General features: G+C 54.8%; 15 protein-coding genes. 10 read left to right on the top strand and 5 right to left on the bottom strand.

Features of this window, described 5'->3' with window-relative positions:
• The first annotated feature begins 81 nt into the window (after positions 1-81).
• A complete protein-coding gene (gene tyrS, locus AC5S16_RS06850; protein ID WP_493929295.1) occupies positions 82-1,362 on the top strand; it encodes a tyrosine--tRNA ligase in 1,281 nt (426 codons plus the stop codon).
• Positions 1,363-1,364: 2 nt separating this feature from the next.
• On the opposite strand, the gene AC5S16_RS06845 is transcribed toward tyrS, so the two are convergent.
• Both AC5S16_RS06845 and AC5S16_RS06840 read right to left on the bottom strand, forming a co-directional pair.
• Entirely contained in the window at positions 1,365-1,850 is a 486-nt protein-coding gene (locus tag AC5S16_RS06845; RefSeq protein WP_493929294.1) for a thioredoxin family protein, read from the bottom strand.
• A gap of 60 nt (positions 1,851-1,910) precedes the next feature.
• Positions 1,911-2,459 (bottom strand): hypothetical protein, encoded by a 549-nt coding sequence (locus AC5S16_RS06840; protein WP_493929293.1) that lies wholly within the window; start codon positions 2,457-2,459, stop codon positions 1,911-1,913.
• Between the two features lie 362 nt (positions 2,460-2,821).
• On the opposite strand from AC5S16_RS06840, the gene AC5S16_RS06835 reads away from it, so the two are divergent.
• From AC5S16_RS06835 to AC5S16_RS06810, 6 genes are all read left to right on the top strand, one after another.
• Complete coding sequence (locus tag AC5S16_RS06835) at positions 2,822-3,577, top strand: tetratricopeptide repeat protein (RefSeq protein ID WP_493929292.1); 756 nt, start codon at positions 2,822-2,824, stop codon at positions 3,575-3,577.
• Positions 3,578-3,679: 102 nt separating this feature from the next.
• Positions 3,680-4,354, top strand: a complete 675-nt coding sequence (locus AC5S16_RS06830; RefSeq protein ID WP_493929291.1) for a metal-dependent transcriptional regulator — start codon at positions 3,680-3,682, stop codon at positions 4,352-4,354.
• 65 nt (positions 4,355-4,419) lie between these two features.
• Positions 4,420-7,452, top strand: a complete 3,033-nt coding sequence (locus AC5S16_RS06825) for a sensor histidine kinase (protein WP_493929290.1) — start codon at positions 4,420-4,422, stop codon at positions 7,450-7,452.
• Between the two features lie 10 nt (positions 7,453-7,462).
• Positions 7,463-8,089, top strand: coding sequence for a response regulator (locus AC5S16_RS06820; protein WP_493929289.1), 627 nt, complete (start codon positions 7,463-7,465; stop codon positions 8,087-8,089).
• On the top strand, positions 8,082-8,603 hold the full coding sequence (locus AC5S16_RS06815) for a hypothetical protein (RefSeq protein WP_493929288.1): 522 nt from the start codon (positions 8,082-8,084) through the stop codon (positions 8,601-8,603). The genes AC5S16_RS06820 and AC5S16_RS06815 overlap by 8 nt, the downstream gene beginning before the upstream one ends.
• Before the next feature lie 38 nt (positions 8,604-8,641).
• On the top strand, positions 8,642-9,829 hold the full coding sequence (locus AC5S16_RS06810) for a VIT1/CCC1 transporter family protein (protein WP_493929287.1): 1,188 nt from the start codon (positions 8,642-8,644) through the stop codon (positions 9,827-9,829).
• A gap of 36 nt (positions 9,830-9,865) precedes the next feature.
• On the opposite strand, the gene AC5S16_RS06805 is transcribed toward AC5S16_RS06810, so the two are convergent.
• Positions 9,866-11,455, bottom strand: coding sequence for a multicopper oxidase family protein (locus AC5S16_RS06805; RefSeq protein ID WP_493929286.1), 1,590 nt, complete (start codon positions 11,453-11,455; stop codon positions 9,866-9,868).
• Positions 11,456-11,749: 294 nt separating this feature from the next.
• On the opposite strand from AC5S16_RS06805, the gene AC5S16_RS06800 reads away from it, so the two are divergent.
• Positions 11,750-14,113, top strand: a complete 2,364-nt coding sequence (locus AC5S16_RS06800; RefSeq protein WP_493929285.1) for a metallophosphoesterase — start codon at positions 11,750-11,752, stop codon at positions 14,111-14,113.
• A 150-nt stretch (positions 14,114-14,263) separates the two neighbouring features.
• Here the strand turns inward: AC5S16_RS06800 and AC5S16_RS06795 are convergent, their stop codons facing one another.
• The gene (locus AC5S16_RS06795) at positions 14,264-17,140 is read right to left on the bottom strand and encodes a TonB-dependent receptor (RefSeq protein ID WP_493929284.1); all 2,877 of its coding nucleotides are present in this window, start codon (positions 17,138-17,140) and stop codon (positions 14,264-14,266) included.
• 877 nt (positions 17,141-18,017) lie between these two features.
• Between AC5S16_RS06795 and AC5S16_RS06790 the strand changes: the two genes are divergently transcribed.
• Complete coding sequence (locus AC5S16_RS06790) at positions 18,018-18,140, top strand: hypothetical protein (protein WP_493929283.1); 123 nt, start codon at positions 18,018-18,020, stop codon at positions 18,138-18,140.
• Positions 18,141-18,520: 380 nt separating this feature from the next.
• Here AC5S16_RS06790 and AC5S16_RS06785 read toward each other — a convergent pair whose 3' ends face one another.
• Positions 18,521-19,504, bottom strand: coding sequence for a YncE family protein (locus tag AC5S16_RS06785; protein ID WP_493929282.1), 984 nt, complete (start codon positions 19,502-19,504; stop codon positions 18,521-18,523).
• A 921-nt stretch (positions 19,505-20,425) separates the two neighbouring features.
• Between AC5S16_RS06785 and AC5S16_RS06780 the strand changes: the two genes are divergently transcribed.
• A complete protein-coding gene (locus AC5S16_RS06780) occupies positions 20,426-23,515 on the top strand; it encodes a chitobiase/beta-hexosaminidase C-terminal domain-containing protein (protein ID WP_493929281.1) in 3,090 nt (1,029 codons plus the stop codon).
• Positions 23,516-23,544: the final 29 nt, after the last annotated feature.

The following is a 23,544-nucleotide window of genomic DNA, read 5'->3' as shown; positions in this document are numbered from 1 at the left end:
AACCCACTGACTTGCCGGCGGCGCAAGCCGCGCTGACCGCTTCTTAGCTAGCCGGTGTTTAGCTTTTATACTGAATCAACAATGTCCACATTTCTTCCTGTAGATGAACAGCTCGACCTGCTGGAAAAAGGCGCAGCAGAGATCATCCGCGTTTCCGAATTGAGGGAGCGTCTTGAGAAGTCGCGGCAGACCGGCACGCCCTTGCGCGTGAAGGCCGGCTTCGACCCCACCGCGCCCGACTTGCATCTTGGCCACACCGTAGTCATGCGGAAGTTGAAGCACTTTCAGGACCTGGGCCATCAGGTGATTTTTCTTATCGGCGACTTCACCTCGTTGATCGGCGACCCCAGCGGACGCTCGGCAACGCGCAAGGTGCTCACGCGCGAAGAGATCGATGAAAACGCGAAGACCTACACCGACCAAGTCTTCCGCATTCTGAATCGTGAAAAAACTGAGGTCCGCTTCAATTCGGAGTGGCTGAGCACGCTGGGCTTTGAAGGTATGATCCGGCTCGCGCAGAAGTTCACCGTCTCGCAGATGCTTGAGCGCGATGAGTTCCACACACGCTTCCAGAATGAGCAGCCGATCGCGCTTCATGAGATTCTCTATCCACTGGCCATGGCCTATGATTCGGTCGCGCTCAAGGCCGACGTCGAGCTCGGCGGCACCGACCAGAAATTCAACCTGCTTACCGGCCGCCAGCTGCAGCGCGACTACGGCCAGCAGCCGCAGATCATCCTGATGACGCCGATCATCGAAGGGCTCGACGGCGTGCAGAAGATGTCGAAATCGCTCAACAATGCGATTGGGATTAATGAACTGCCGCAGGAGATGTACGGCAAACTCATGTCCGTTAACGACGAGTTGATGTGGCGCTACTGGACACTGCTCACAGACCTGCGCCAGTCCGAGATCGAGAAGATGCAAGCCGATGTTGCCAGCGGAGCGCTGCATCCCATGGAAGCCAAGAAGCAGCTTGCGCGCACGATCGTTTCCGGGTTTTATTCAGAAGCTGCAGCAAAAGAGGCTGACGAAAACTGGGCGCGGCTTTTCCAGCAAAAAGATACAACTGCGGTTACAGAAGAAACGCACGTGCATCTGTCGAGCGTTGCTATCGGCGATCGGGCGCATATCGAGCGCGCCGCGCAGGACCCGTCAGTCGAGGTCCGCGTGAATGTGGCGAAGCTGCTGGTTGCGCTTGGTATTAAGGCATCACGTACCGAGGCGGAAAAGCAGGTTGCCGCCGGGGTGAACATCGATGGCGCGACCACGACCGAGAAGTTCTTTGACTTAGGAAAGCGTCCGGCAAGGATTACGGTCCGCGTTGGGAAGAGGGCGAAAATCGCGGTGATCGAGTCGTAAGGCTAGATCTTCGTCGCCTTCCATTCATTCAGAAATGCCGTCACCGAACTGGGGGCCACGTTGGCCATTTTTTCAAACTCCTTGTTCTTCTGGCTGTAGAGAAGCTTACCGTGCGCATCAAGGACTGCCAGTGCGGGTACACCCTTCTTCAGTGGAATCTGATATTTCTCTGCCAGATCAGTGTTTTTGTCGTAGTGGCCAATATTTACGTGAACCATCACGAAGTTTTTTTCAAGCAGGCTCAAATTCGGTTCCTGATGGAGGTAATAGTCGAGCACCAGGCAGTCGCCACACCAGTTCCCGCCAAAATCGAGAATGATGCGCTTGTGCTCACGCTTTGCATCGATGAGCGCCTGCCGGATATCCAGATGCGCATTGGCTGTCTCGGAATAGACCATGCGGTTCAGCTGCTGCGCGTAAGCGGCAGAAATAGCAAGGAAAAGAACGGCGATGCCGATAGGGAAAGCTTTTCGCGCGGATGCGCGCATAGAGATGCTGCAGCCTCCTTGTAGCTTTATCGTATAGGATGCCACAAAGGACGGACTGGTTCAGGCGATTTCGAGATCGGCTTTTTCCATCTCGCCGCTGATGACTGCTTTCCTCAGAGCCACATACGGCGCGCAGACAAACGACAGCAGAAGGATGGGTATCTGCCGGAGATCACTTGCGAAAGAGCGTCCGCCTTCGCCCACGAGCATGGCGCCATTTTCCATGACGTGCCAGTGGAACATGGCGGAAATCAGCGTGAAGATGAGAGCACCAATGCCGAGTGCGTGCGCTTTGACGCTGTCAAGCCATATATGGACCAGCGCATCAGCCCCAAGTGATACCAGCGGCAGGATAATGACCACCATAAGCCACGCGATGTGCCGCGGCTTCAGCTTCAGCGATTGCTGCTGCCATCCGGAAAACATGCCTGAAGTGAGCAACACATAGCCCATCTCCACCAGCCCGAAGTGCTGGCGCGCGTGCGGCTGTGCATGTCTCAAGGCCAGGATGCAGGCCGACCCGCGCATCAGGGCAGCCAGGATGGCGCATTTCCAGTTCCAGCAGGCCAGCGGCGCAAGCCACGAACGCAAATCGCTTGTAGTTTTCATCCGCCTAAAAAGTAGTGTGTCTGCAATAACGTACGGTCAATGGAAAATTACGATCCGGGCAAAAAGACGGCGTGGAACATGATCAGGCAACGGACTGGCTCTCACGGCCACCGTCCTGACGAATTCTTGACGAATTTTGCATAGGAGTCATATCGCCGGTCATAAGTTAATAGAGTTAAAATGACAGTCCAAAGGCTGGGTCACCTGGACACAGCTCCGTGCAGCCGCCTGCTGCGTTAACGGAACGCGCAGTGGTCGTGAGCGTCGTCTCCCCGGGCCCTCAGTCTCATCCTCCGTTGCATTCCATTCCAGCGCAGGAGGCGGTTATGGGCTGGTCACACACTTCATCTGCTTGTGCGGTTATGGCCCTTGCTTGTGCAGTCACTTTCGATTCCATCGGCCAGACACCCAACTCTTTTGTCGCCATGGGCAGTTATGCCCAGCAACCACCGGTAAAGATGGATGATTCGCCGCACTTCGCGCTCAGCGCCGAGTCACAGGGAGACATCCTCATGGCGCGCCAACGTTACATTGCGGCTCTCGACGCATATCGCACAGGCCCTGCTGATTCAGCCGTGCTGTGGAACAAAATGGGCATCGCGAACCATCATCTGTTCAACCTGCGCGAGGCTGAAAGGGACTATGTGAAGGCCCTGAAACTGAATCCTCATTATCCCGAGGTGTTCAACAATCTCGGTGCCGTTTACTATGGCGAAAAGAACTATAAGGACGCCGAGCACGCCTACAAGAAGGCCATCAAACTCAGCCCCAGGTCGGCCACATTCTACAGCAATCTCGGGACTGCCTATGTCGCGCAGGGCAAATACAAGAAGGGCGCTGAAGCATACCGCACAGCGCTGCGACTCGATCCGAATGTCTTTAACGGCGACCCCGCGGCCAAGGTTGCCGAAGCCGGCCCGACCCATGAAATGGCCGAACTGAACTATCTGTTGGCCAAAACCTATGCGGCTGAAGGACGAAAAGAGGAAGCGCTCTACTATCTGCGCAAGGCGCTCGATGAAGGCTTCAACGACCGCAAGAAGCTTCAGGAAGACAAGGAGTTCGCAGGAATGCGCACAACTCCCGAGTTTCAGCAGTTGATTGCTGAGAAGCGATAGCTGCGGCTGCTGTATTCCCTGGCGGATCTTGGCGCTCTTAGCCTCTAGGCGGTAGCTTTTGCGAAATAGCCCGAACCCGGCGCAAACTGTATTCTGATTGCGGTGAAGACTGCAATCAGCATTTCCAAAGAGGACTACCTCAAGGCAATTCTCGAAGCCGAAAGCGAAGGCCAGAATGTTATCTCCGCCACCCTCGCTCACTGGCTTGAAGTTTCTCCTCCCGCGGTTTCGATGGCGCTCCGCCGCCTGAAGCGCGATGGCTATGTCGATGTCAAAACCGACGGCATCATCAAGCTGACCGCAAAAGGCAAGGAGACCGCCTATCGCACAGCGCTGCGCCATTATCTGATCGAGCGCATGCTGTCCGAAATGTTCGGCATGCCGTGGTACGAGGTGCATGATGAAGCCGAGCGCCTGGAACACGCTGTTTCGCCCACATTTGAAGCGCGACTGCTGGAAAAGCTGGGCGAAAAGGGCACCTGTCCGCACGGCAATTCGGTGCTTCCGGAAACGCCGGCCCAGCGCGCAAAGTACGGCCTTCAACTGCTCTCCGAAGTCAAGGAAGACGCCGAATACATCGTCTTCAGCCTTTACGAGCGCGATCCGAAGCTGCTGCGCTTCCTGCATCATGTAGGCATCGAACCGGGAGGCACAGTGCGTGTCCTCCAGAAGAACTACGACCAGACTGTGGCCATCGAAACAGCCGGAGGCACATTCACCATCGGTGCGCCCGCAGCCGACAAGGTCTGGGTAAAGCGCCGCAGAGCAAAGGCGTAATCTCCACCTTTTGGTGGAGTGTTCTTTCCCACTGGCTGGTGTGTAGTATTCGTGTAAGTCCGTAAATGTCTGTCTGCCGCCACTCATGGATCACACGCTGCGCATGCCTGTTTCTGTTTATCAGCCTCCGCGCAGCAGCTCTCGATCCTCATCACCCGCTGCAGCATTACGGATACCAGTCCTGGCAGACCGATGGCGGACTGCCGCAGAACACCGTCCATGCTGTGCTGCAGACGCGCGACGGCTTTCTCTGGATCGCCACCGAAGCCGGCCTCGTGCGCTTCGACGGCATACAATTCGCCGTCTTCGATAAATCCAGCACGCCGCAGTTCACAAGCAATGTCATCAACAGCCTTTTTGAAGACAAAAGCGGCGCACTGTGGATCGGCACCGCCGACGGTCTCGTGGTTCTCGAAGCCAACCGTTTCCGCACATTCAACACAAAGAATGGACTGCCTGCCGACATGGTTTTTTCTGTCTATCAAGACCATAACGGAACTCTCTGGGCACTGACAGTTGCAGGTCTCGCGCGCTATAAAGACGGCCATTTTGAATCCGTGCCTGATGTGCCTGCCGTTTCCAGCACTGGCGCAATGACCGAAACGCCGGACGGCTCTCTCTGGCTCTTCGCAGCAGACAGCGTCGTCAGAATCGGCGCCAATCATGCGTTCTACGCAGACACTCAACCACAAGTGCTCATCAGCGATCATGCAGGCGGCATCTGGATCGGCTCGCGCACAGGTCTTGAAACCATCGCGCCAGGGCAATCGCCTTCTCCATTTCACTTGCCTGAGGGCCTGGGCTCCGACGTCAGCAGTCTCCTCAACTCCAGCAGCGGCCACATCTGGATCGGCACCAGCAACGGCCTGGGGGAATTCGACGGCAAAACTACGCACGTATACACCGCCCGCGACGGCCTGCCCGATAACCACATCACTGGCTTGTTTGAAGACCATCAGCACGCCATCTGGATTGCCACCGGACACGGTATCGCTCGCATCTTTGCAGGTCACGTTGAAGCCTTCACCCCGCAACAGGGCCTCTCCAGCAACCAAGTGATCGCGTTTTATGAAGACCGCGAAGGCAATCTCTGGCTTGGCACCGAATCCGGCGGTTTAGGCGTATTGCGCGACCGTAAGTTCATCACCTACACCTCGCAGGATGGCTTGACCGATGACCTCGTGCGCTCCGTCTTTCAGACGCACGACGGCACGGTATTAGTCGGCACCAATGCAGGCGGGGTCAATCAGTTCGCTAAAGGAAAATTCTCTCCATTATCCGGAGCAGCAGGCTTATCCAGCCGAGTTGCCCTCGCATTAGCTGATGATGCGAAAGGCAATCTCTGGATCGGCACACCTGATGGATTGAATCGTATCCAAGGTAGTAATACCACCGTCTTTACTTCTGCTGATGGCTTAGCCGACGATTTCGTCCGCTCCCTCTACACTGATCGCAGCGGCACATTATGGATCGGCACGCGCCGCGGCCTCACGCGCTACAAAGACGGTACCTTCACTTCCTACTCCGCCATGGACGGCCTGGGCAGCGACCTGGTCGGCGCTATCACTGAAGATGCAGACGGCAGCCTCTGGATCGGCACTCTCGGCGGCCTCACCCATTTTGCCAACGGGCATTTCACTAACTTCACCATACAGAATGGCCTGTCGAGCAACGTTATCACTGTGCTCTATCAGGACAGCGCCGGTACGCTATGGATCGGCACCAATGGTGGCAGCCTGAATGCGCGGGAAAACGGGAAGCTCCTGAGTTTCCCGCCCGAGCGCACGCATCTGCCTCAGAACATTTACGGAATTCTGGAAGATGCGAGCGAAAATCTCTGGCTCGCGACTGACAAAGGCATCTTCCGTATCAGCAAGCATGCGCTGCACGAATCTGCGCCCATTATGCCTGACGCCTACGGCACATCCGACGGCATGCGCATCAGTGAATGCAGCAGCGGAGGCCATCCCGCCGCATGGAAGGCGCAGGACGGCACGCTCTGGTTCGCCACACTGCGTGGAGTCACCACCGTTGATCCCGCACACATGCCCGTCAATCGCGTACCTCCGCTCGTCTCAATCGAACAGGTTTCGGTCGACGATTCCTCGCTTCCAGCAAACACATCTATGGAGATTGATCCAGGGCACACGCGCTTTGCATTTCAGTATGCTGCCCTGAGTTTCGCCGCTCCGCAAAAGGTCCGTTTCCGCTACAAGCTCGATGGCGTGGACCGCGACTGGGTCGACGCCGGCATGCGCCGGACTGCCTATTACACCAACATTCCTTCAGGACGTCACACCTTCCGCGTGATGGCGTGCAATAACGACGGTGTGTGGAGCGAACAGACAGCGCAGCTCAGCTTCCGCCTGCGTCCGCATTTCTACCAGACATGGTGGTTCTATCTGCTTCTCGTTTTGCTTGCGGCGTTACTCGCCTGGGCCATTTATCAGTGGCGTCTGCGCAGCGTCGAATCGCGCTTTAACGTAGTCCTCGCCGAGCGCACCCGTATCGCACGCGAAATTCACGACACTCTCGCGCAGGGATTCGTCGCCGTCTCCGTGCAGCTCGAAGTCGTCGGGCGGCTGCTGAACTCTTCCACTGAAGCCGCACGCGAACACCTGCAGCAGGCCCAGACACTCACGCGCGAATGCATTGACGAAGCGCGCCGGTCCATCTGGAACCTGCGCTCGCAGGGTTCAGAGCAGAACGATCTCGCTGCGGCCATCACCAGCTCAGCCGAACGCATCGCCGCAAAGAGCAGCGCCAAACCGCATGTCCGAATAAGCGGAACATACCGCCCTCTCGCTCCGTCGCTTGAATCGGAGCTCCTGCGTATCGCACAGGAAGCCGTCAACAATGCCGTTCGTCACGCGCGGGCAACGCGCATCGATGTTACGCTGCTCTTTCAGGAAAAGCTTCTACGCATGACGATCAAGGACGATGGCTGCGGCTTTGAAGGCAGTCTGGATGCCTACAGTCGGAACGGTCACTTTGGCCTGACAGGAATGCGCGAGCGAGCGCAACAAATTGGTGCACAGTTCGAAGTCACTACTGCAAAAGGATGCGGCACAGAGATCAAAGTCGAGGTGCCCATTTAAGAAGGAGCCTATGGCAGAAGCAATCCGCATCATGGTCGTCGACGACCACCATATCGTGCGTCAGGGACTGGTCGCGCTCATCCGCACCGTCCCGGACATCGAGGTCATCGCTGAAGCCTCCGACGGCGAGCAGGCCGTAGAGTTGTTCCGCCAGCACAAACCGGACGTCACCCTCATGGACCTCCGTCTGCCGAATAAAAACGGAGTCGATGCTATCGCCGAGATACGCGAAGCATTTCCTTCAGCGCGCATCATCGTTCTCACCACCTTCGATGGCGACGAAGATATCTACCGCGCACTGCAGGCTGGAGCAAAAGGCTACCTGCTCAAAGGCATGAACGCTGACGAGCTCATCGAGGCTATCCGCACCGTGCACGCAGGTAAATCACGCATTCCCGCCATCGTGGCCGAGCGTCTTGCCAGCCGCATGGGCGGGCCGTCGCTCACCGCGCGCGAGCTCGAAGTACTGAGGCGCATCGTCGTCGGCCGCAGCAACAAGGAAATCGCCGGCGACCTGTTCATTTCTGAAGCCACCGTAAAAACCCACATCAACAGTATTCTCAGCAAGCTTGGTGTAAGTGACAGGACCCAGGCCGCAACCACTGCTCTGCAACGGGGAATTGTGCACCTTGACTGATACAAATAAAAAAATCTGGCTTGGCTTTGCCTTGTTCCTTTCTATGGCAGCCGTCTCCTTTGCGCAGAGTTTGTGGCGTATCGCAACAGATTCCGAACTAAAAGTCCTGATCCCTGCGCGCGCTCCCGTTGTGCAGGAGCGCATCGAAACCGAGCTGCGTACCGCCTCCGGCATAACCGACGGCAAAGGCAAATATGTCGCCGGGGTGGTGCTTATCACCGCCGGATACTCCGCCGAAGGCAAGTACTCGCATTTTCTGATCACGCAGGTCCCGTTGAAGATCGGTGATGTGCATCTCGGCGCTGGCAATTACCTCATCGGATGGAAGCACAGCAGCGAAGACTCGCTGACCGTGAGTGTCTATGAAGCCACCAGTGGCAGGTTGCTGGGCGCGGTCGAAGCGGCAAGGAATTCCTCCATCACCCGCGTTGAATCTTTCCGCATCTGGCCTCCGGCAGAAAAGTCCCTCATACAGATCGGACGCTTCACCTTCCCCTATCAGATCGAAGGCTAGAAAGAGCAGGTGCGCGGTATGATTTCCTGAGCACCTGCATGGCAGACACAAAAAACAAAAAACTTCTTAACGCCCTCGAACAGAACTGGCAGGCCGAGATGTACGGCTTCTGCACTTATAAGGCGCTCGCTGAACAGGACAAGGACCCTCTACGGAAAAAGACGCTTCTGCATTTAGCCGAAGCCGAGGAGGGCCATGCAGCTCTATGGGCACAGCGCATTCGCGAGCTGGGCGGTGAAGAGCCCGTGTATCGTGGTAATCCTTCCGGCGATGCGAATTCGGTAGCCAATAAAATTGGCGGCTCCGGCATGACCCTGCGCCGCCTCGAAATTGACGAGAGCCGCGACATTGCCCGCTATGGCCAGCAATTGAAAGAGCTCGGAGACGAACCAAGCATCGCCATCCTGCACCGCGTCATAGAAGACGAGCAGGAGCACTACCAGGAGCTCAGCAGTCTCATCCGCCAGCGTTACCCGCGCAGCGTCACCCAGGCCGTCGATCCTAAGGTCATGCTTGAGGAACTGCTCGCCAAGCGGGGCAACTCCGGCCGTCAGGCCGCTGGATGGATCGGCGACGCTATCTATGGAGTGAACGACGGACTGGGCGCGATCTTCGGCATTGTCTCTGGCGTTTCCGGTGCAACTCTCGGCAACAGCAAGTACGTTCTTCTGGCGGGCATAGCCGGCATGGTCGCCAGCGCACTATCCATGGGCTCAGGCGCGTATCTTGCCGCGAAAAGCGAACGCGAAATCTACGAGGCTGAGGTCTCGCGCGAACGCGAAGCCATCCAGATGAACGGTCCCGAAGCCTGCGAACTGCTCTCCCTCTACTACCAGGTAAAAGGACTTCCGGCTGACGACGCTGACCGCATGGTGGAACACATCGCTCAGGACCAGCACCAGTTCCTCCGCGCCCTCGCCGCCGAAAGACTGAACTCTACCGAAGAAGCTCTGCCCAAGCCGCTGGTATCCGCCGTATCCGGATCGCTCTCGACCGCCCTGGGCGCATTCATTCCTGTCATCCCCTTCTTCTTCCTCAGCGGATATCCGGCAGTGATCGTCTCGGCCATCGTTTCACTCCTGGCTCACTTCGCCGTCGGCGCGGCAAAGTCACTCATCACTGTGCGTTCCTGGTGGTCGAGCGGCTTGGAGATGACCCTCGTCGGTGCAGTCGAAGGCCTGGTCACTTACGTCATCGGCATCGCTCTTGGGGGCATTGGGAGCTGAGGAATTCCGCATGCGACTTTCTTAAAGCAACAATACTTAAGTCGTAACGATGTAGGGACGCATCATCTCATTGTCTTCATGCTCGAGCATGTGACAGTGCCAGACATAGCGTCCGGTGTAGCCTTCAAATTTTACGATGATGCGGGTGACGGTGAAAGGGTCGACGCGGACGGTATCCTTCCATCCAAGCTCGTTGGCGGTAAGGGCCACAGCAGGGCCGATGAAGACGATTTTGCCGGTGAGTTGGTATACAGCGACGTCGAACGGCCTGCGGTCGAGTACCTGGAAGCGGACCAGATGCAAGTGGATGGGATGGGAATCATCAGTCAGATTGATGAATGACCATATTTCGGTCGAGTTCAGTACCGGGTTTTCCGTGACTGGCATCTGCCAGTGTGCGCCGTTCAGCAGCATCACGCTCGACTTGCCTAGACGGTTCTGATAATCCGCCAGAGTCAGCTCACGCGTGCGCGTAGCGCTCGATTCCGTTATGCGGACAATTGGACGAAGAGTCTTGGGCAGAGATGAGGGGTCGGCAGCCTTTGCATCTGACACGCGAAACTGCATGATGATTGCTACGTCAGTTCGCAGGATGGCCTCTTTGCCTGCATGGCTACTGAAGTCGATGATAAGATCAGCGCGTTCGCCGGGGCCAAGAATAAGGAGATTTGTCTCTGCCGGTGCTGACAGAAATCCTTGTTCGCTTCCGATCAGATAAAACGCAAGAGCTTCCGATGTGACGGTAGCTTTCGGCGAAAAGGAGAGCTTATAGAAACTGCCGTTCGAGCTGTTGAGCAGACGAAGGCGATACTTTCGCGGCTCGACTTCGTGGTACGGGAAGATCTTTCCGTTAACGAGAATCGCACTGCCGTAATATTCCGAAACCCAGGGCGCTCCGGGCTTACCCGACACGGGATAGTAAATCTGGCCATCGAGCCGGAATGACCGGTCGAAGATCACCAGCGGAATCTCATACTTTCCTTTTGGCAGATTCAGTTCGTCTTCGAATTCGCTACGCACGAGATACAGCCCCATCAGGCCCGCAGCCGCGTTCAGGCGTGTGATGCCCATGGCGTGGTCGTGATAGAAGAGGCTGGCCGCTTCCTGTTGATTTGGGTAATAACAGGTAGCAGACTGCCCGCTGACAAACCAGTCTTCCGGATAGCCATCGCTCTCTGGTCTGGTTTTACCACCGTGGAGATGCACTACCGTGCGCACATCGGGTTTGTCGGACTCGGCTCCGTGGAGAGTGTGATCAATGGGAAAGAGATGCTGCTGCGGAAGCTGATTGACCCACTCAACGAAAATCGGCTTTCCTTCGTGCACTTCTAGCGTAGGTCCGGGACAGGATGCTCCATATCCCCAGAATGTCGTTGGGGGCATATCGCGATGAATCTTCGCCTGAAATTGCTGCATGACAATGCGGTAATAAGGCGTCTGTATAGTTGTGTCCGTCGGACTCGGCTTAATACCCGTTGGTGTCGCGAGCTCCGGAATCAGGAGCGGGTCAACAAAGCGAGCCAGCGCTCTTGTATCGAGCAGTTGCGGTGCCGTCCCCGCTGCTTGCATGACATGGACGCCATTTGCCACGGGCACTACAGCCCCGGCCGCCGTGAACCAGCTCATCTGCTCGAGGAATCGCCGCCTTGTAATCCGTATCATGAACCCTGGCCTGGAATCGCGGAGGCTGTCTTCATCAGAGGCATGAAGGACCGCCGCAGATCGAGCCTGAATGACGGACATTGCTGGCAGATTAAATTTGAAGCACATCCACGCCGGACACGCCAGCGAACCCGCACAAATTTTGAAGCTGTATTCACGAATATGTGATGGAGCTGGGCTTAGACTCGCGCTCGTCTCCGGTCTGCGCAGTTCTGTGTCCTCATTCTATGAGCCCGCCGGAGCGAAAGGAGATTCCCCATGAAGCTATTCTCCCCGATGCGCGCATTCTCAAGATTAGCTGTTCCCGCTCTGTTGAGCTGCGCTGCGTTTACGCCCGCTGCCTTCAGCCAGGAGGTTACATTTTTCCCTTACATTCAACTTGGTGCTAACGGGACGCTTGCTCCTGCGGATCAGATCGTGATCGCATGGCAGACCAACGAGACGTCGCCCAATCCCTCCGCCTACAAGGTTGAGTTTTCCATCGATAAACACGGTCATGGTCACGACTCTACCATTACGCCCAACGGCCGTGTGGTCGATAACTACCTCGCCGCCGATCCGTCGTTGCCGCCGATTCCGGGTGCCTATGGCGCGCACACCAACTACACAGCAGTCGTGCGCGGTCTGCGCTATGACACGGTCTATCACTACCGCGTAACCGGCCCGGGCATGCCTGGCAACGGATTTGCCGCATCATTCCGTACGCGCAAGCTGGATCCTGTATTTTCCTTTGCGGTGGAGGGGGACGAAGGCTACTTCCCTGTATCCAATGCATCCACGATCGTTGACTACGAGGCGCGCATCGCACATCTGATTTACGACGCAGCTGATATTCAACTGCCCAATGAGCCCAATCGTCCTGAGCCCGAATTTGTTCTCAATACAGGCGACAACGTCTACAACGAGGGCACCGAAGATAATTACCGCGATTTCTTTTTCGGGGTCTTTAACAGCGATCAGGATTCTAACGAGACCGGAGCGCCGCTCCTCCGGAGCAAACTCTTCTTCCACGTCGATGGCAACCACGACCTCGGAAGCACTGGGGTCTCGGCCAACCTGCTGGCAGACAATTCTGCGCCGCTTTTCAGCGGCAACCTGAGCGGCGGAGACGCACTCTCCTACTTCACCGATTTTTACTTTCCCCAGAATGGTCCCAAGGGCTTTGACATCCAGTACGCATGGAACGGTGATACGCCCTCAGCCACCGGTTTCACCTTTACTTATCAGGGACAGAATTATAACTCCCCGGCTGCTCTTGCTGCCTTCCGTGCTTCCACAAAGGTAGATACCGGCATGGGTCCGAGCACGCAGATCGATCACCAGAGCAACTACTCGTTCGACTATGGCAATGCGCACTTCCTCTATCTCGACGCTAACCCGCACCTCTTCAACGACAATCTGCCCAGTACCAATGCCTTCAATGCGGCGCCCCCGGTCTTCACGTCGTACCCGACCGCGCTCGGCCAGTGGGTTATCAACGATCTCGACTCGAGCAAGCAACTCTGGAAGATCGTCGTCTATCATCAGCCTGCCTTCTCATCCGGAGACGCCACCATCGTCAATGGCCAGATGCGTGCCGTCGCCAAGCTACTTGAGGACCACGGCGTGAGCATTGTCTTCAATGGCCACGAGCACAACTACCAGCGCACGCTACCGATCCGTTCGACGGCGCGTACCGCTGGCCCAGTGAGTACTAGCGTGGGAACGCCGGCAGTCTATGTCGACCAGAAGTTCGATGGTATGACGAAGACGGTGCCTGACGGTGTCCTCTACATCGTGGAAGGTGCGGGAGGCAACCGCGACTTCGACGGCAACTTCGCACCGCCGCGCGGCAGCGGCGTGGGTCTCGATCAAGATGACTCTGCGGCCGGAACCTTCACCGACGAACCAGGGCTGACCGTGCCGCAAGGCCCGGCATCATGGCTCGACACGAACCTGACCAATCCCGAGATGATCAATTTCCTGCCCAACGCTGGCCAGGGGGCAAAGATCACCACGAAGTTCAAGGCGAAGGTGTTTTCCTTCGGCCATGTGTTGGTGGATCACAACAAACTGACCCTCTACCAGATCAGCGAGCCGCTACAATCCACTTCATCCGCAACATCCGCTGACCCTGCTCCTTACGGAACCGATATCAATGGCGAGCCACTAAACGATCCGATACCGGATACCGAACTCGATCCTTCAACCGGACAGGTCACCTCCGTTCCAGCGAACGGAACTTCGGCCCTACTCGATAAATGGACGATCACTAAACCGGAGATATTTTCTTTCCTATCAGCAACCCTGATAGGGGCGGAAAAGGTTCATGCCGGCAGTACACTCACCTACACTATCCAGGTTAAGAACCACTCACGGTATTCGTTGAACGGAACACAGGTGCGACTGGCGCTCCCTGCTGGAGTAACATTCGCGGGAACAACAGGCACCACCACAACCCTCCAAGGTAATGAAGTCGTGGTAACTATTGGGCGCCTGGCTGCTGGTAGCGGGCAAACCATTACTATCCCTGCAGCAGTTTCTCCGCAAAGCCGTGGGCTAATCACGGGATTTGCAACCGTTACCTCATCGACCGCCCTCCCTGCTTTCACAAACAGAGCGACAACCATTGTGATCCGCTAATTCATCAACAAGACAACATCTTCCAGCGCGGCAGGAAATATCCTGCCGCGTTTTTCCTGCTCTCTGCACGCTTTCAAGGATCGTCGCTGCGCGTGCCACATCAGCTTGAGAGGATCGGAGGGCAGATGCTCTTGCCCTTCGATTTGGCAGCTAGAAACTCACCCGTATAGCGAGTTGCACATTACGCGGGTCTCCAACAGCAGTGGCCTGGCCAAATGTCGTATTAGGAGTCGTTGGATACGCCCCGGTTCCCCACGTGGCATTCGGAATCATGTCATTACGGTGATTGAGGGAATTGAAGGCCTCAGCGACACCCTCGAGCTTTACCCGCTCAGTAAGAGCAAACGTACGGCTCAATCGTGCATTCAGGTTGAAGAGGTCAAAGCCGGTCCCGGCATTTCGTCCAATCACCGCGCCGGGCAAGGCTTCCGTGCAAGGATTCAATCCCCCATTTGCAGTCAAACTGAAACCTGCGGCACATGGCCGCTGGGTTGTTGCCTGCTTCGTATTGCCTCCGGTTGTGATATTGAAGGGGAGTTTTGAGTAATACTGCAGGATGCCTCCGAGCCTCCAGTCATGCGTCAGGCGTTGCACAAAACCATGCGCCGGCGACATCGGCGAATTCACTGTCGCATCGAACACAACGCGATGGCGCTGGTCATCATCGGAACGGTTACGGTCCATTGCGAAATTGAAATTGTTGATTGGCGAACTGAAGAAGAACTCGCCGACATTATCGATCCCCTTCGACCATGTATAGGAGAGCCGCACTGATCCCCAGGAGACAGGTCTTTGCAAGTAGGAAACGGCAAGACCGTCGTAGTAAGAGTCGAAGACTGAGCTATACGGCTTGATATTCCCGCGTGTCGGGTCAGAGCGCGTTCCATCTAGGTTGATGTTGGTGTTGATGGAACTGATGAGATGCAGTCCACGCACATGCTGATAGCTGATACCCAGCGTACTTGTGGGCGATATCTGCTGCTCCACTTCAAGACTCGCCTGCTGTGAATAAGGATTTTGAATATCCTTGTTCATTGTCGAGTAGTTAAGCTTCGCAACAGCGGGCGGAGCTGCCGCTACAGAGGGGAAAACCGGAGCGCCTGCATCTGTGGGCGAAAAAGAATAGCTGAAGAAGCGCGCCTGCGCCGGATCAATCGTATTGTTTGCCGAAAGGAGCGCGTTCGCTAGCGGCCTCAGCGGTATGCGGTCATAAAAGAGGCCATAGCTGCCGCGCACCACGGTTCTTCCGTTAGCGTATGGCGACCATGCGAAACCAATGCGCGGAGAAACATTGCTCTTATCTGTATTGATTGTTTTCAGCCACTCCAGGTCATATCTGACGCCGGCATTCACAGTAAATGACGGGCTGATCTTCCAGTCATCCTGAGCATAGAAACCCAGATTAGGATTGTTCTGCTGAATTGTGGGAGTGCCGAAGTTCTGCGTGTAGCCCTGGTTGTTATATGTGCCAGCCAGGAAGCTTGCCAGAGAGGAAAAACTATAAGAGCCGCGCAGGGACTGCGGATATGCAATCGTGTCGTCGTTATAAAGAAAATCAATTCCGGTCTTGAAGGTATGTGCGCCTCTTTCCAGCAGAAGGTTGTCGACGGCCTCCCCAAGATAGTTCAACCGGGCAGTCGGGGACGATACTGAGCGGCCAAAGACGGCTACACCGGAAATTGTCACTGCGGGGCCAGTCTGATCGTTAGGTGGAGCGGTCAGGTCGTCATAACTGAACTGAGCACGTGTCTCATTGAAGGTGCGTGGGGACAGAGTCAAAATATTGCTGGCGGCTACGGTATGGTTCGTGTCGTATACCGACGTTCCATTACTTATTTCGTTCAAGCCGCCTGTGCCGCGGGCATTCGTGCTGCTGAGTTTGTAGAGGCTGTACCGCATGTTGAACTGATCGTTCCGGCTGAAGCGATGGTCGCCGCGCAAAAAGAGCGTATCTGTATGCAGCGTAGTCGGGTACAAGCTCGTTGCCGCTGTCCCCACAGGCAGCAGCGGAACGCTGTATCCAACTGCAATCAGATGGGCGTTGATCGTCGCTGCATTCGTTGGTGTGACCGTGATGACACCATTTGTATTCAACTTGCCTTCTTCAAAATTGCCAAACAGAAAAGTACGATCTTTGCGAATCGGTCCACCAAGGCTTGCGCCGTACAGTCCCTGCGTCAAAGGCAGCTTCGTTCCAGAGAGTGCATTGTCTGCATTCAGTCGTTGGTTGCGCAGAAAGCCGTAAGCCGCGCCGTGCAATTCATTGGTCCCGCTCTTTGTAATGATGTTGAAGTATCCGCCAAGAGCGCGTCCGAATTCGGCCTGACCACCCGAAGTCACAACCTGAAATTCGCTGACGACATCCATCCCGAAGACATTGCCGGCTACGCCTGCGGCGTCATCGTTTGCAGAGAGGCCGTCTACGATGAAGCCATTCGAGAAATTTCGCTGGGAATTTACCGAATAACCTTGACCTGCCACTTCCGACGTCTCTGCCAGCGTTTGCGTGCTGGCCGTATTTGTTGGCGATACGCCTGGCAGTAACAATGCGAGGTCAAGATAATTGCGCCCCTCAAACGGAAGATGTGCGATTTCGGATTGGTTGACTGTTTCTCCAATCTGGCTGCGCTCTGTTTCAATCACCGGCGGTTGCGCTGTCACTTGAACGCTTGTGGCAGCTTGAAAAAGAGAAAATTTGAGCGTCACATCAAACGCAGCGCTTACTGTGAGCACTACTACCTGAACTGCTTCTGCAAAACCGCTGGCCCCGGCACTGATGCGGTATTGTCCTGCCGGCAGGTAGGAGAAGCGAAAACGGCCCTGATTATCCGTTTTCGCGGTATGGGCCTGGTTGGTAGCAACTTGTAATGCGGTTACAGTTGCATTTGGAACTACTGCGCCGCTTGGATCAAATAGTCTTCCTGTGACGGAAGCGTTGGTAAGAGACTCCTGGGCAAGAATGGCTATCGGTACACTAAAAAGCAATATCGCGATGATCAGAGAAATGCATCGTACAAATCGAAACATCTTTGGTCTCCAAGTATTTCGGCAGCCGTAAGGCTGCGGGCCAGAGTGCGTTGGCTCAGGCGGAAATACTGGAGCTGGGCGGGCCTCGTTTTTGGTTGGAGCGTTCCGGAAGAGAGAATCGGACGCCTTTGATCCAGCTGATCGAGTCCCAGTCTTCATCTATTGGAAAACTGTTGCCTGCCGGAGCGCGATTCCAGAACGGCTGGCTGTGCGATGAAGACGATAATGCCGGTAGACACGGGCATTTCTCGCCGATCTGAGCGAGCTGAGGCGAAGAGAATTTCGCAGATATGTTTCCTTCAGAATCGCGTAATGAACTCAGCGCGCACTTGTGTTTTCCATGAACGCGACAGCAGGCAGGCAACAGGCTTTCAGCATTTTGCGATGAGCCAAATGCCAGTTGCGCAAAAGGAAGGAGGAGACTCAGGACCAGAAACAGTGCGCTGACTTGGCCGTGTTGTCTTCTCTCCCTTGAATACACTTTCGCCTGCAAGATCAAAGCCCTTTGTTGTTGGCTGAAAAGGTTTTGCCGATCCGTAACACCAGATCCCTAAATAGATCGGTTGCTACTCGTGGGAGTCACCTTAGCATTCAAAGAACAGAGAGCCCACTCATGCCTAAGAGATAAGGTTATGCAACTGGGACGAGCGATCCGTTTTTGAAACTAAGCCAGAGAGAAAGATGAGGCAGGTGGGCCGCGCTTCTGGCGAGAACGATTCTCGGAGATGCGAAGTTTGGACTCAACTTGTGCATTGTTCGCTGGATGAGCAACCAACGAGGCAAAGATAGCCTGAGCTACGGGAGGGAAACAGGAGATATCGTGAACAACTGCGACTGTCCCTGGCCAGTATGGGCATTTTTCTGCCGGAGCATGGATGTGGGTATTACGACTCTCCTGCTGGTTACGCTCAACCATCGTCATCATGCAGTGATGCTTGCCATCACTGCGGCAGCACATGGGCGCGTTCGTGTTTTCTGCAATCATCGCAAAGAGCGTTGACGCAAAGGGCAAGCACGCAAATGCCAGCAACAAAATGGCTAGGAGTCTACGCAACCTTTTATTGAAGCATTGACTTGTTTCTAAAGCAAATCTCAGTCGCAGCCATGCTTCCTCAAATGATGCCAATGCATGTACCGAACCTTAACTACTGTTGCGTCTATTATTGGGGCTGACTGATTGAATCAGTATGGACTCATCGTGCATTATTTTGGGCAAAGACAGGAATGATGGGTTTAAGTTTGGCATTCTCTCAGTGATGAGTCGAAGTTGCTGAGAAGAGGTTTAAATACTTTACTTAAGCTAAAAACGCAAAAGAGCCCGCAACGAAACTTCTTGCCGGCCCTTTCGCGAATTGCAATGTCCATTTCTAGTATGAGTGATTACTTCTCTGTCAGGACTGTCACACCATTCCGGCCAGAGATATACACCTTCTGAGTAACTGGGTTTACAGCGACATAATCGGCTGGAGTACCAGTGACAATGGACTTCACGGTATTCGTAGAGCCATCAATCACGGTGACACTGTCGAGCGCCGTGCTTGCCACAAATGCCAGGTTTGTTAGTGGATCTACATCCACGCCTAAAGGAGCGTCATCCACAGTAATACTGGACAGCACTTTACCGTTCTTGTCCAGTACGCCAGTCGCAGATGTGGACGTCAACTCATCGTCTGTGACAAAGACACGGCCCGTTGCAAGATTCACTGCTGCCCCTATTGTTAAGCTACCGAAGGTAGTTGTGGTCAGGAGCTTCTTTTTGCCGGCGTCTACGATGCCAGTCAGATTGGTTCCGAAGGGGACGTAAAGCCGGTCCTGAATTGGATTCAAGGCGATGGCCGCAGGAGAATTACCATTCAGGCTAATTGTTCCGACGAGCTTGTTTTTACATCCATCGATGATGTTGATGACGTTATCACTTCCATTTGCTACGTAGACGAGTCCATTGAGTGGATTTGCAACGATTCCAGTGAGGCCGAAACCGGATGTTGTGGTAACAGGGATTGTGGTGATCACTGTGTTTGTCTTGCCGTTGATCGCAGTAACAGTGCAGGAAATCGGATCCTCGTTGTAATTGCATCCGGCAACGTAGATGCGATTTGTGAGATAGTCAACTGTGGCGAACGATGCTCCCGAAGGAACAGCGACATTCTGGAGCAATACGTCCTGATTCCCATCGATTACCGCGAGATTGTCGTTCGTAGCTCCAAATAGCCCCGGAGAAACAACGTAGATTTTGTTCGTTACCGGATTGGCCGCTAACCCCTGCGTCGCAATCGGAAAATTAATAACTGTTTTGATGGTCTGCGCGCCAGCAGATACAGAAATGCCTGTAGCCAGCATGGCCATCGCAAGAAGTTTGCACACTTGATTTCTCATCGATATCGCCTCTCTTCGTTTTGGCCGCACTGGTGAACCTTTGTTCGTGGCAGTCGGCGGAAAGTATGTCACGGGATATTTTTAGGAGCAGCAGGACTGCTGTAATGCACCCATCGAACTGAGAATTCTGAGCGGTGCGTAGGGAGAGGGGGAATTTTAGCAATGTGTCCGCAGACGAGAATCGCTGAAATTCTTTGCTTCGCTCAGAACGACGTTGCCTTACATGATTCCTGCTGCTGCTCCGGGCAGCGCCGTGCAACCTAGTTCGTAACTGCTCTCACTGGATGCCGGAAGTAGAAGTCTCTTGCGATGAGCACACTCTGCACTAGATTATGCTCGCCGCATTGTTTCTACCTGCCAGGAATGACTGTTAGCAGCCTGCTCACTCAATGCAATTTGATTTAAGTTTCGGTGAATCCTTCTGGAAGAAAACGTGAACGACTGGCGTAGAAGAAGATCGAATCGGATGTCAGCAACGTCAAGCTGAACTCTATTGCGTCTGGCGCTCTGCAAACATTTTGTTATTTAGATTCAAGAGAAACGATCTGTGACGAGACGCGGAGTTTTGCCGATAAATGTAACAAGCCGTCAATTTATATGTTTTTAACGCAATGGTGCAGCTCCGATATGCCACAATGAAGCCGCTTTCAATACAAACTGTGACGCGCACGCGTTTTTTTTGACATCCGCAGTGATGTCTTTTTGCCTTGGGGATAAATCCGCCTCCAACAGAAACAAGAAAAATTTGTGGAAGGCCGTTGAGAACTGCTGGGTTCAACAGTCACTGTTGACGAGGGTGAACTTTCCTTACTTCTCCGCATATTAGTTCATATGTTTTTTGAGTCGTGGAAGAATGCCGTGCCTGTGGAGGCCGTTCTGCGTATGTTGAATAGGGTTAGGCCGAAAGTTATGGCCGTTGCTCTGCTGTCTGCATTGGGAATAGCGGGATGCGGTGGCGGTTCGTTTAATCCGTCGTCAAATGTAACCGCAACTCCTACTTTCAGTCCGGGTGGAGGAGCTTACAGCGCACCAAAGGCGGTCACTATCTCAGACCAGACCAGCGGCGCAGTGTTTTACTGCACTACGGATGGAACGACGCCGACAACTTCATCGCCGAAATGCTCCCAGCCGACTACGGTTTTTCAGACGGAATTTCTTCAGGCGATTGCTGTCGCACCGGGTAAGAATCCAAGCACTGTCGCTTCCGCAGCGTACACGATTACGCTGAGCGCCGCAGCGACGCCTACGTTCTCTCCTGCCGGAGGCAGCTATACATCTCCTCAACAGGTCACTCTTTCTGATGCGACCACAGGGGCAAATATCTATTACACCGTGGATGGCAGCGTGCCGACTGCAGCGTCAGCACTGTACACCGGCCCGGTCGCAGTCTCCAGCAGCCAGACCATCAATGCCATCGCAGCGGCATCAGGCTATTCCACCAGCGGAGTGGCCAGCGCAGCTTACACCATTAACCAACCTGTAGCCGCGCCTGTCTTCTCGCTTGCTACCGGGAATTATGCATCGGCGCAGATGGTGACGATCAGCGATGCAACCCCGAATGCCGCGATCTATTACGCGATCAACAGCAGCGCGCCATCATCCTCTTCGATTCCGTACGCAGGCCCGATTACGGTTTCCAAGACAGAGACGATCAGCGCTATTGCGGTGGTGAATGGAAGCGTCAGTCCTATCACTGTCGTGGCCTATACGATTTCCGCGGTCGTGGCTGTGCCTGCGCCGACGTTCAATCCTGCTGCAGGGACGATTTCCGCAGGGCAGCAAGTGACCATTGCAGACGCTGACCAGAATGCAGCCATTTACTACACGAGCGATGGAAGCATTCCTGATGCAACATCAACGCAGTACACCGCTCCAATCACGCTGTCGACGCAAGGTACTACAGCCATCAGTGCCATTGCCATTGATTCAGGTGAAAGCAGCCAGGTAGCGTCAGCTACATATACTGTGCTGCCTCCGAGCACTCCGGGTACGCCATTCAACGGCACAGTCCTTAGTGGAACGAAACCGGTCAAGAACTCCACGGTGCAGTTGTACGCGGCAGGACTTTCCGGCTATAGCACGAATGCGACCACGCTGGGTTCGCCTGTAACTACAGACAGCAATGGCGCATTTTCCATGAGCACTTACAATTGCCCGCCTTCTCCGGGCGACCTCATATACCTGGTTGTGACAGGGGGCGATACGGGCGCCGGACCGAATTCTGCTTTGGACTTAATGACAGCGCTTGGGCCATGCAGTCAGCTGACTTCGACCAGCAACATCGTGACCAAGGGGATCATCGTCAATGAGGTGACCACGGTCGCGTCGAGTTATGCGCTGGCCCAGTTCATGACTACTGCGCCGAACGTCAGCTCTTCCTCAGGGAACTATCAAGGGATGAGCAATGCCTTCGGCACAGTCAACAATCTGGTGGACGTAACTACCGGAAACTCACTCAGCATCACGCCGGCTTACGCCAGTAATCCTGTCCCTTATCTCAACAGCAGCACCGTGCCGCAGGCACGCATTAATACGTTGGCGGGAATCCTGAATGCGTGCGTGGATTCGAATGGCGCCAGCAGCACGGGCTGCTCGGGTCTCTTCGGGAATGCAACGCCCGCATCAGGTACGGCTCCCGACAATACTTTGCAGGCCATCCTGGATATCGCGCAAAATCCAGGAGCTAATGTGCCGGCGCTCTTCGACCTTGCGTCTTCCAGTGGACCGTTCCAGCCGCTGCTTATTGATGCGCCAAATGACTGGACGCTCACGTTGACCTTTACCGGAGCGGGATTGGGGATTGCGCCAGGAACATCAGCTACGGTTCAAGTGGGAGGGAACACCTATACAGGTGTAGGGCCCATTATCAATACTTCTTTGGCGATCGATGCCAATGGAAATATCTGGGTTACTGCTTACGGCGAAAACACTCCCTTTTCTCCAGCAGTGGGCGGTGCGATTAATTCTTTACTGGCCGGGTTTAACAACCTGGGAGCTCCCCTCACGCCAGCAACCACATTAAGTTCGGATAATCCTCCGGTTGTAACCTTTGGCGGCTTCGTTCCGGAACCGAACGCATTGTTGGCGTTGACTGTAGGCGCCTTCGACCAAACAGGGAATCTGTGGCTGGGAGACGGATCCGCCAGTGGAAACATCCTGAAAGTAAGTACAACTCCCAATCTCTCAGTCGTGCTTCCTCCTCAAGCATTAGGGAATTCAGTTTTTAGTGCAGCAATCGACGGCAATGGAAATGCGTGGTTTGGAAACCTTGGCGGAATATATGCATTACAAAACGACGGGACAAAAATTTTATCTAGTAACGGGCAAAGCTCTACGAATACCTCCACGTACGACTCACTAGCTTATCTTGCCTTCGACGCAAATGGGGGGTTATGGGGCGCAGATTTTCTAGTCCCCACCTTATATCAGATCAACACATCTGACGGGAGCATCGCCTCAAATCTGTTTCCTTCAGGCGCGTCATTCACTCCTTTGACACTCGCAGCAGATGGTTCAGGAAACGTATATGTCTGCGGAGATTCCGGAGGTCAAACCCTTGATGTGTTTAATGCTGGGGGCGCCGCAGGCAACTATCCGATCTCGACAAGCAGAGGCTGTGGCGCGCAATTATTGCTTGACGGGCAAGGGCATTTCTTTGCGGTGAGTGATGGGTTAGGCTACCCGCCTGGCGCTGCAGTCGATGAGTTTACAGTTAGCGGCAATGCAGTCTCGCTGAGTTCGCCGGCGAATGGTTACACCGGAACCAGTGATAGCGAGCTTCCTACTATCACCCAAGATCCCAATATTCCTCTCGGTATTTCGTACTATCCACAAAATGCAGCTATCGACAGTTCCGGCAACCTGTGGGTTCTGAATGCAGACACGAATGGAAGCCCGCAGCCTGGCAACGTGCTGGTGGAGTTTGTCGGACTCGCTGCCCCTGTAGTTACGCCTACCTCTATCGCGCTTCAGCACGGTCAACTGGGAGCGCGCCCATAACAAAATGCGGAAACTCAACGGCACGGCAG

It is taken from the genome of Acidobacterium sp. FHG110202_01 (assembly GCF_059115305.1).
The sequence above is the reverse complement of the archived record's forward strand: the minus strand, read 5'-3'. Positions and strand labels throughout refer to the sequence as shown.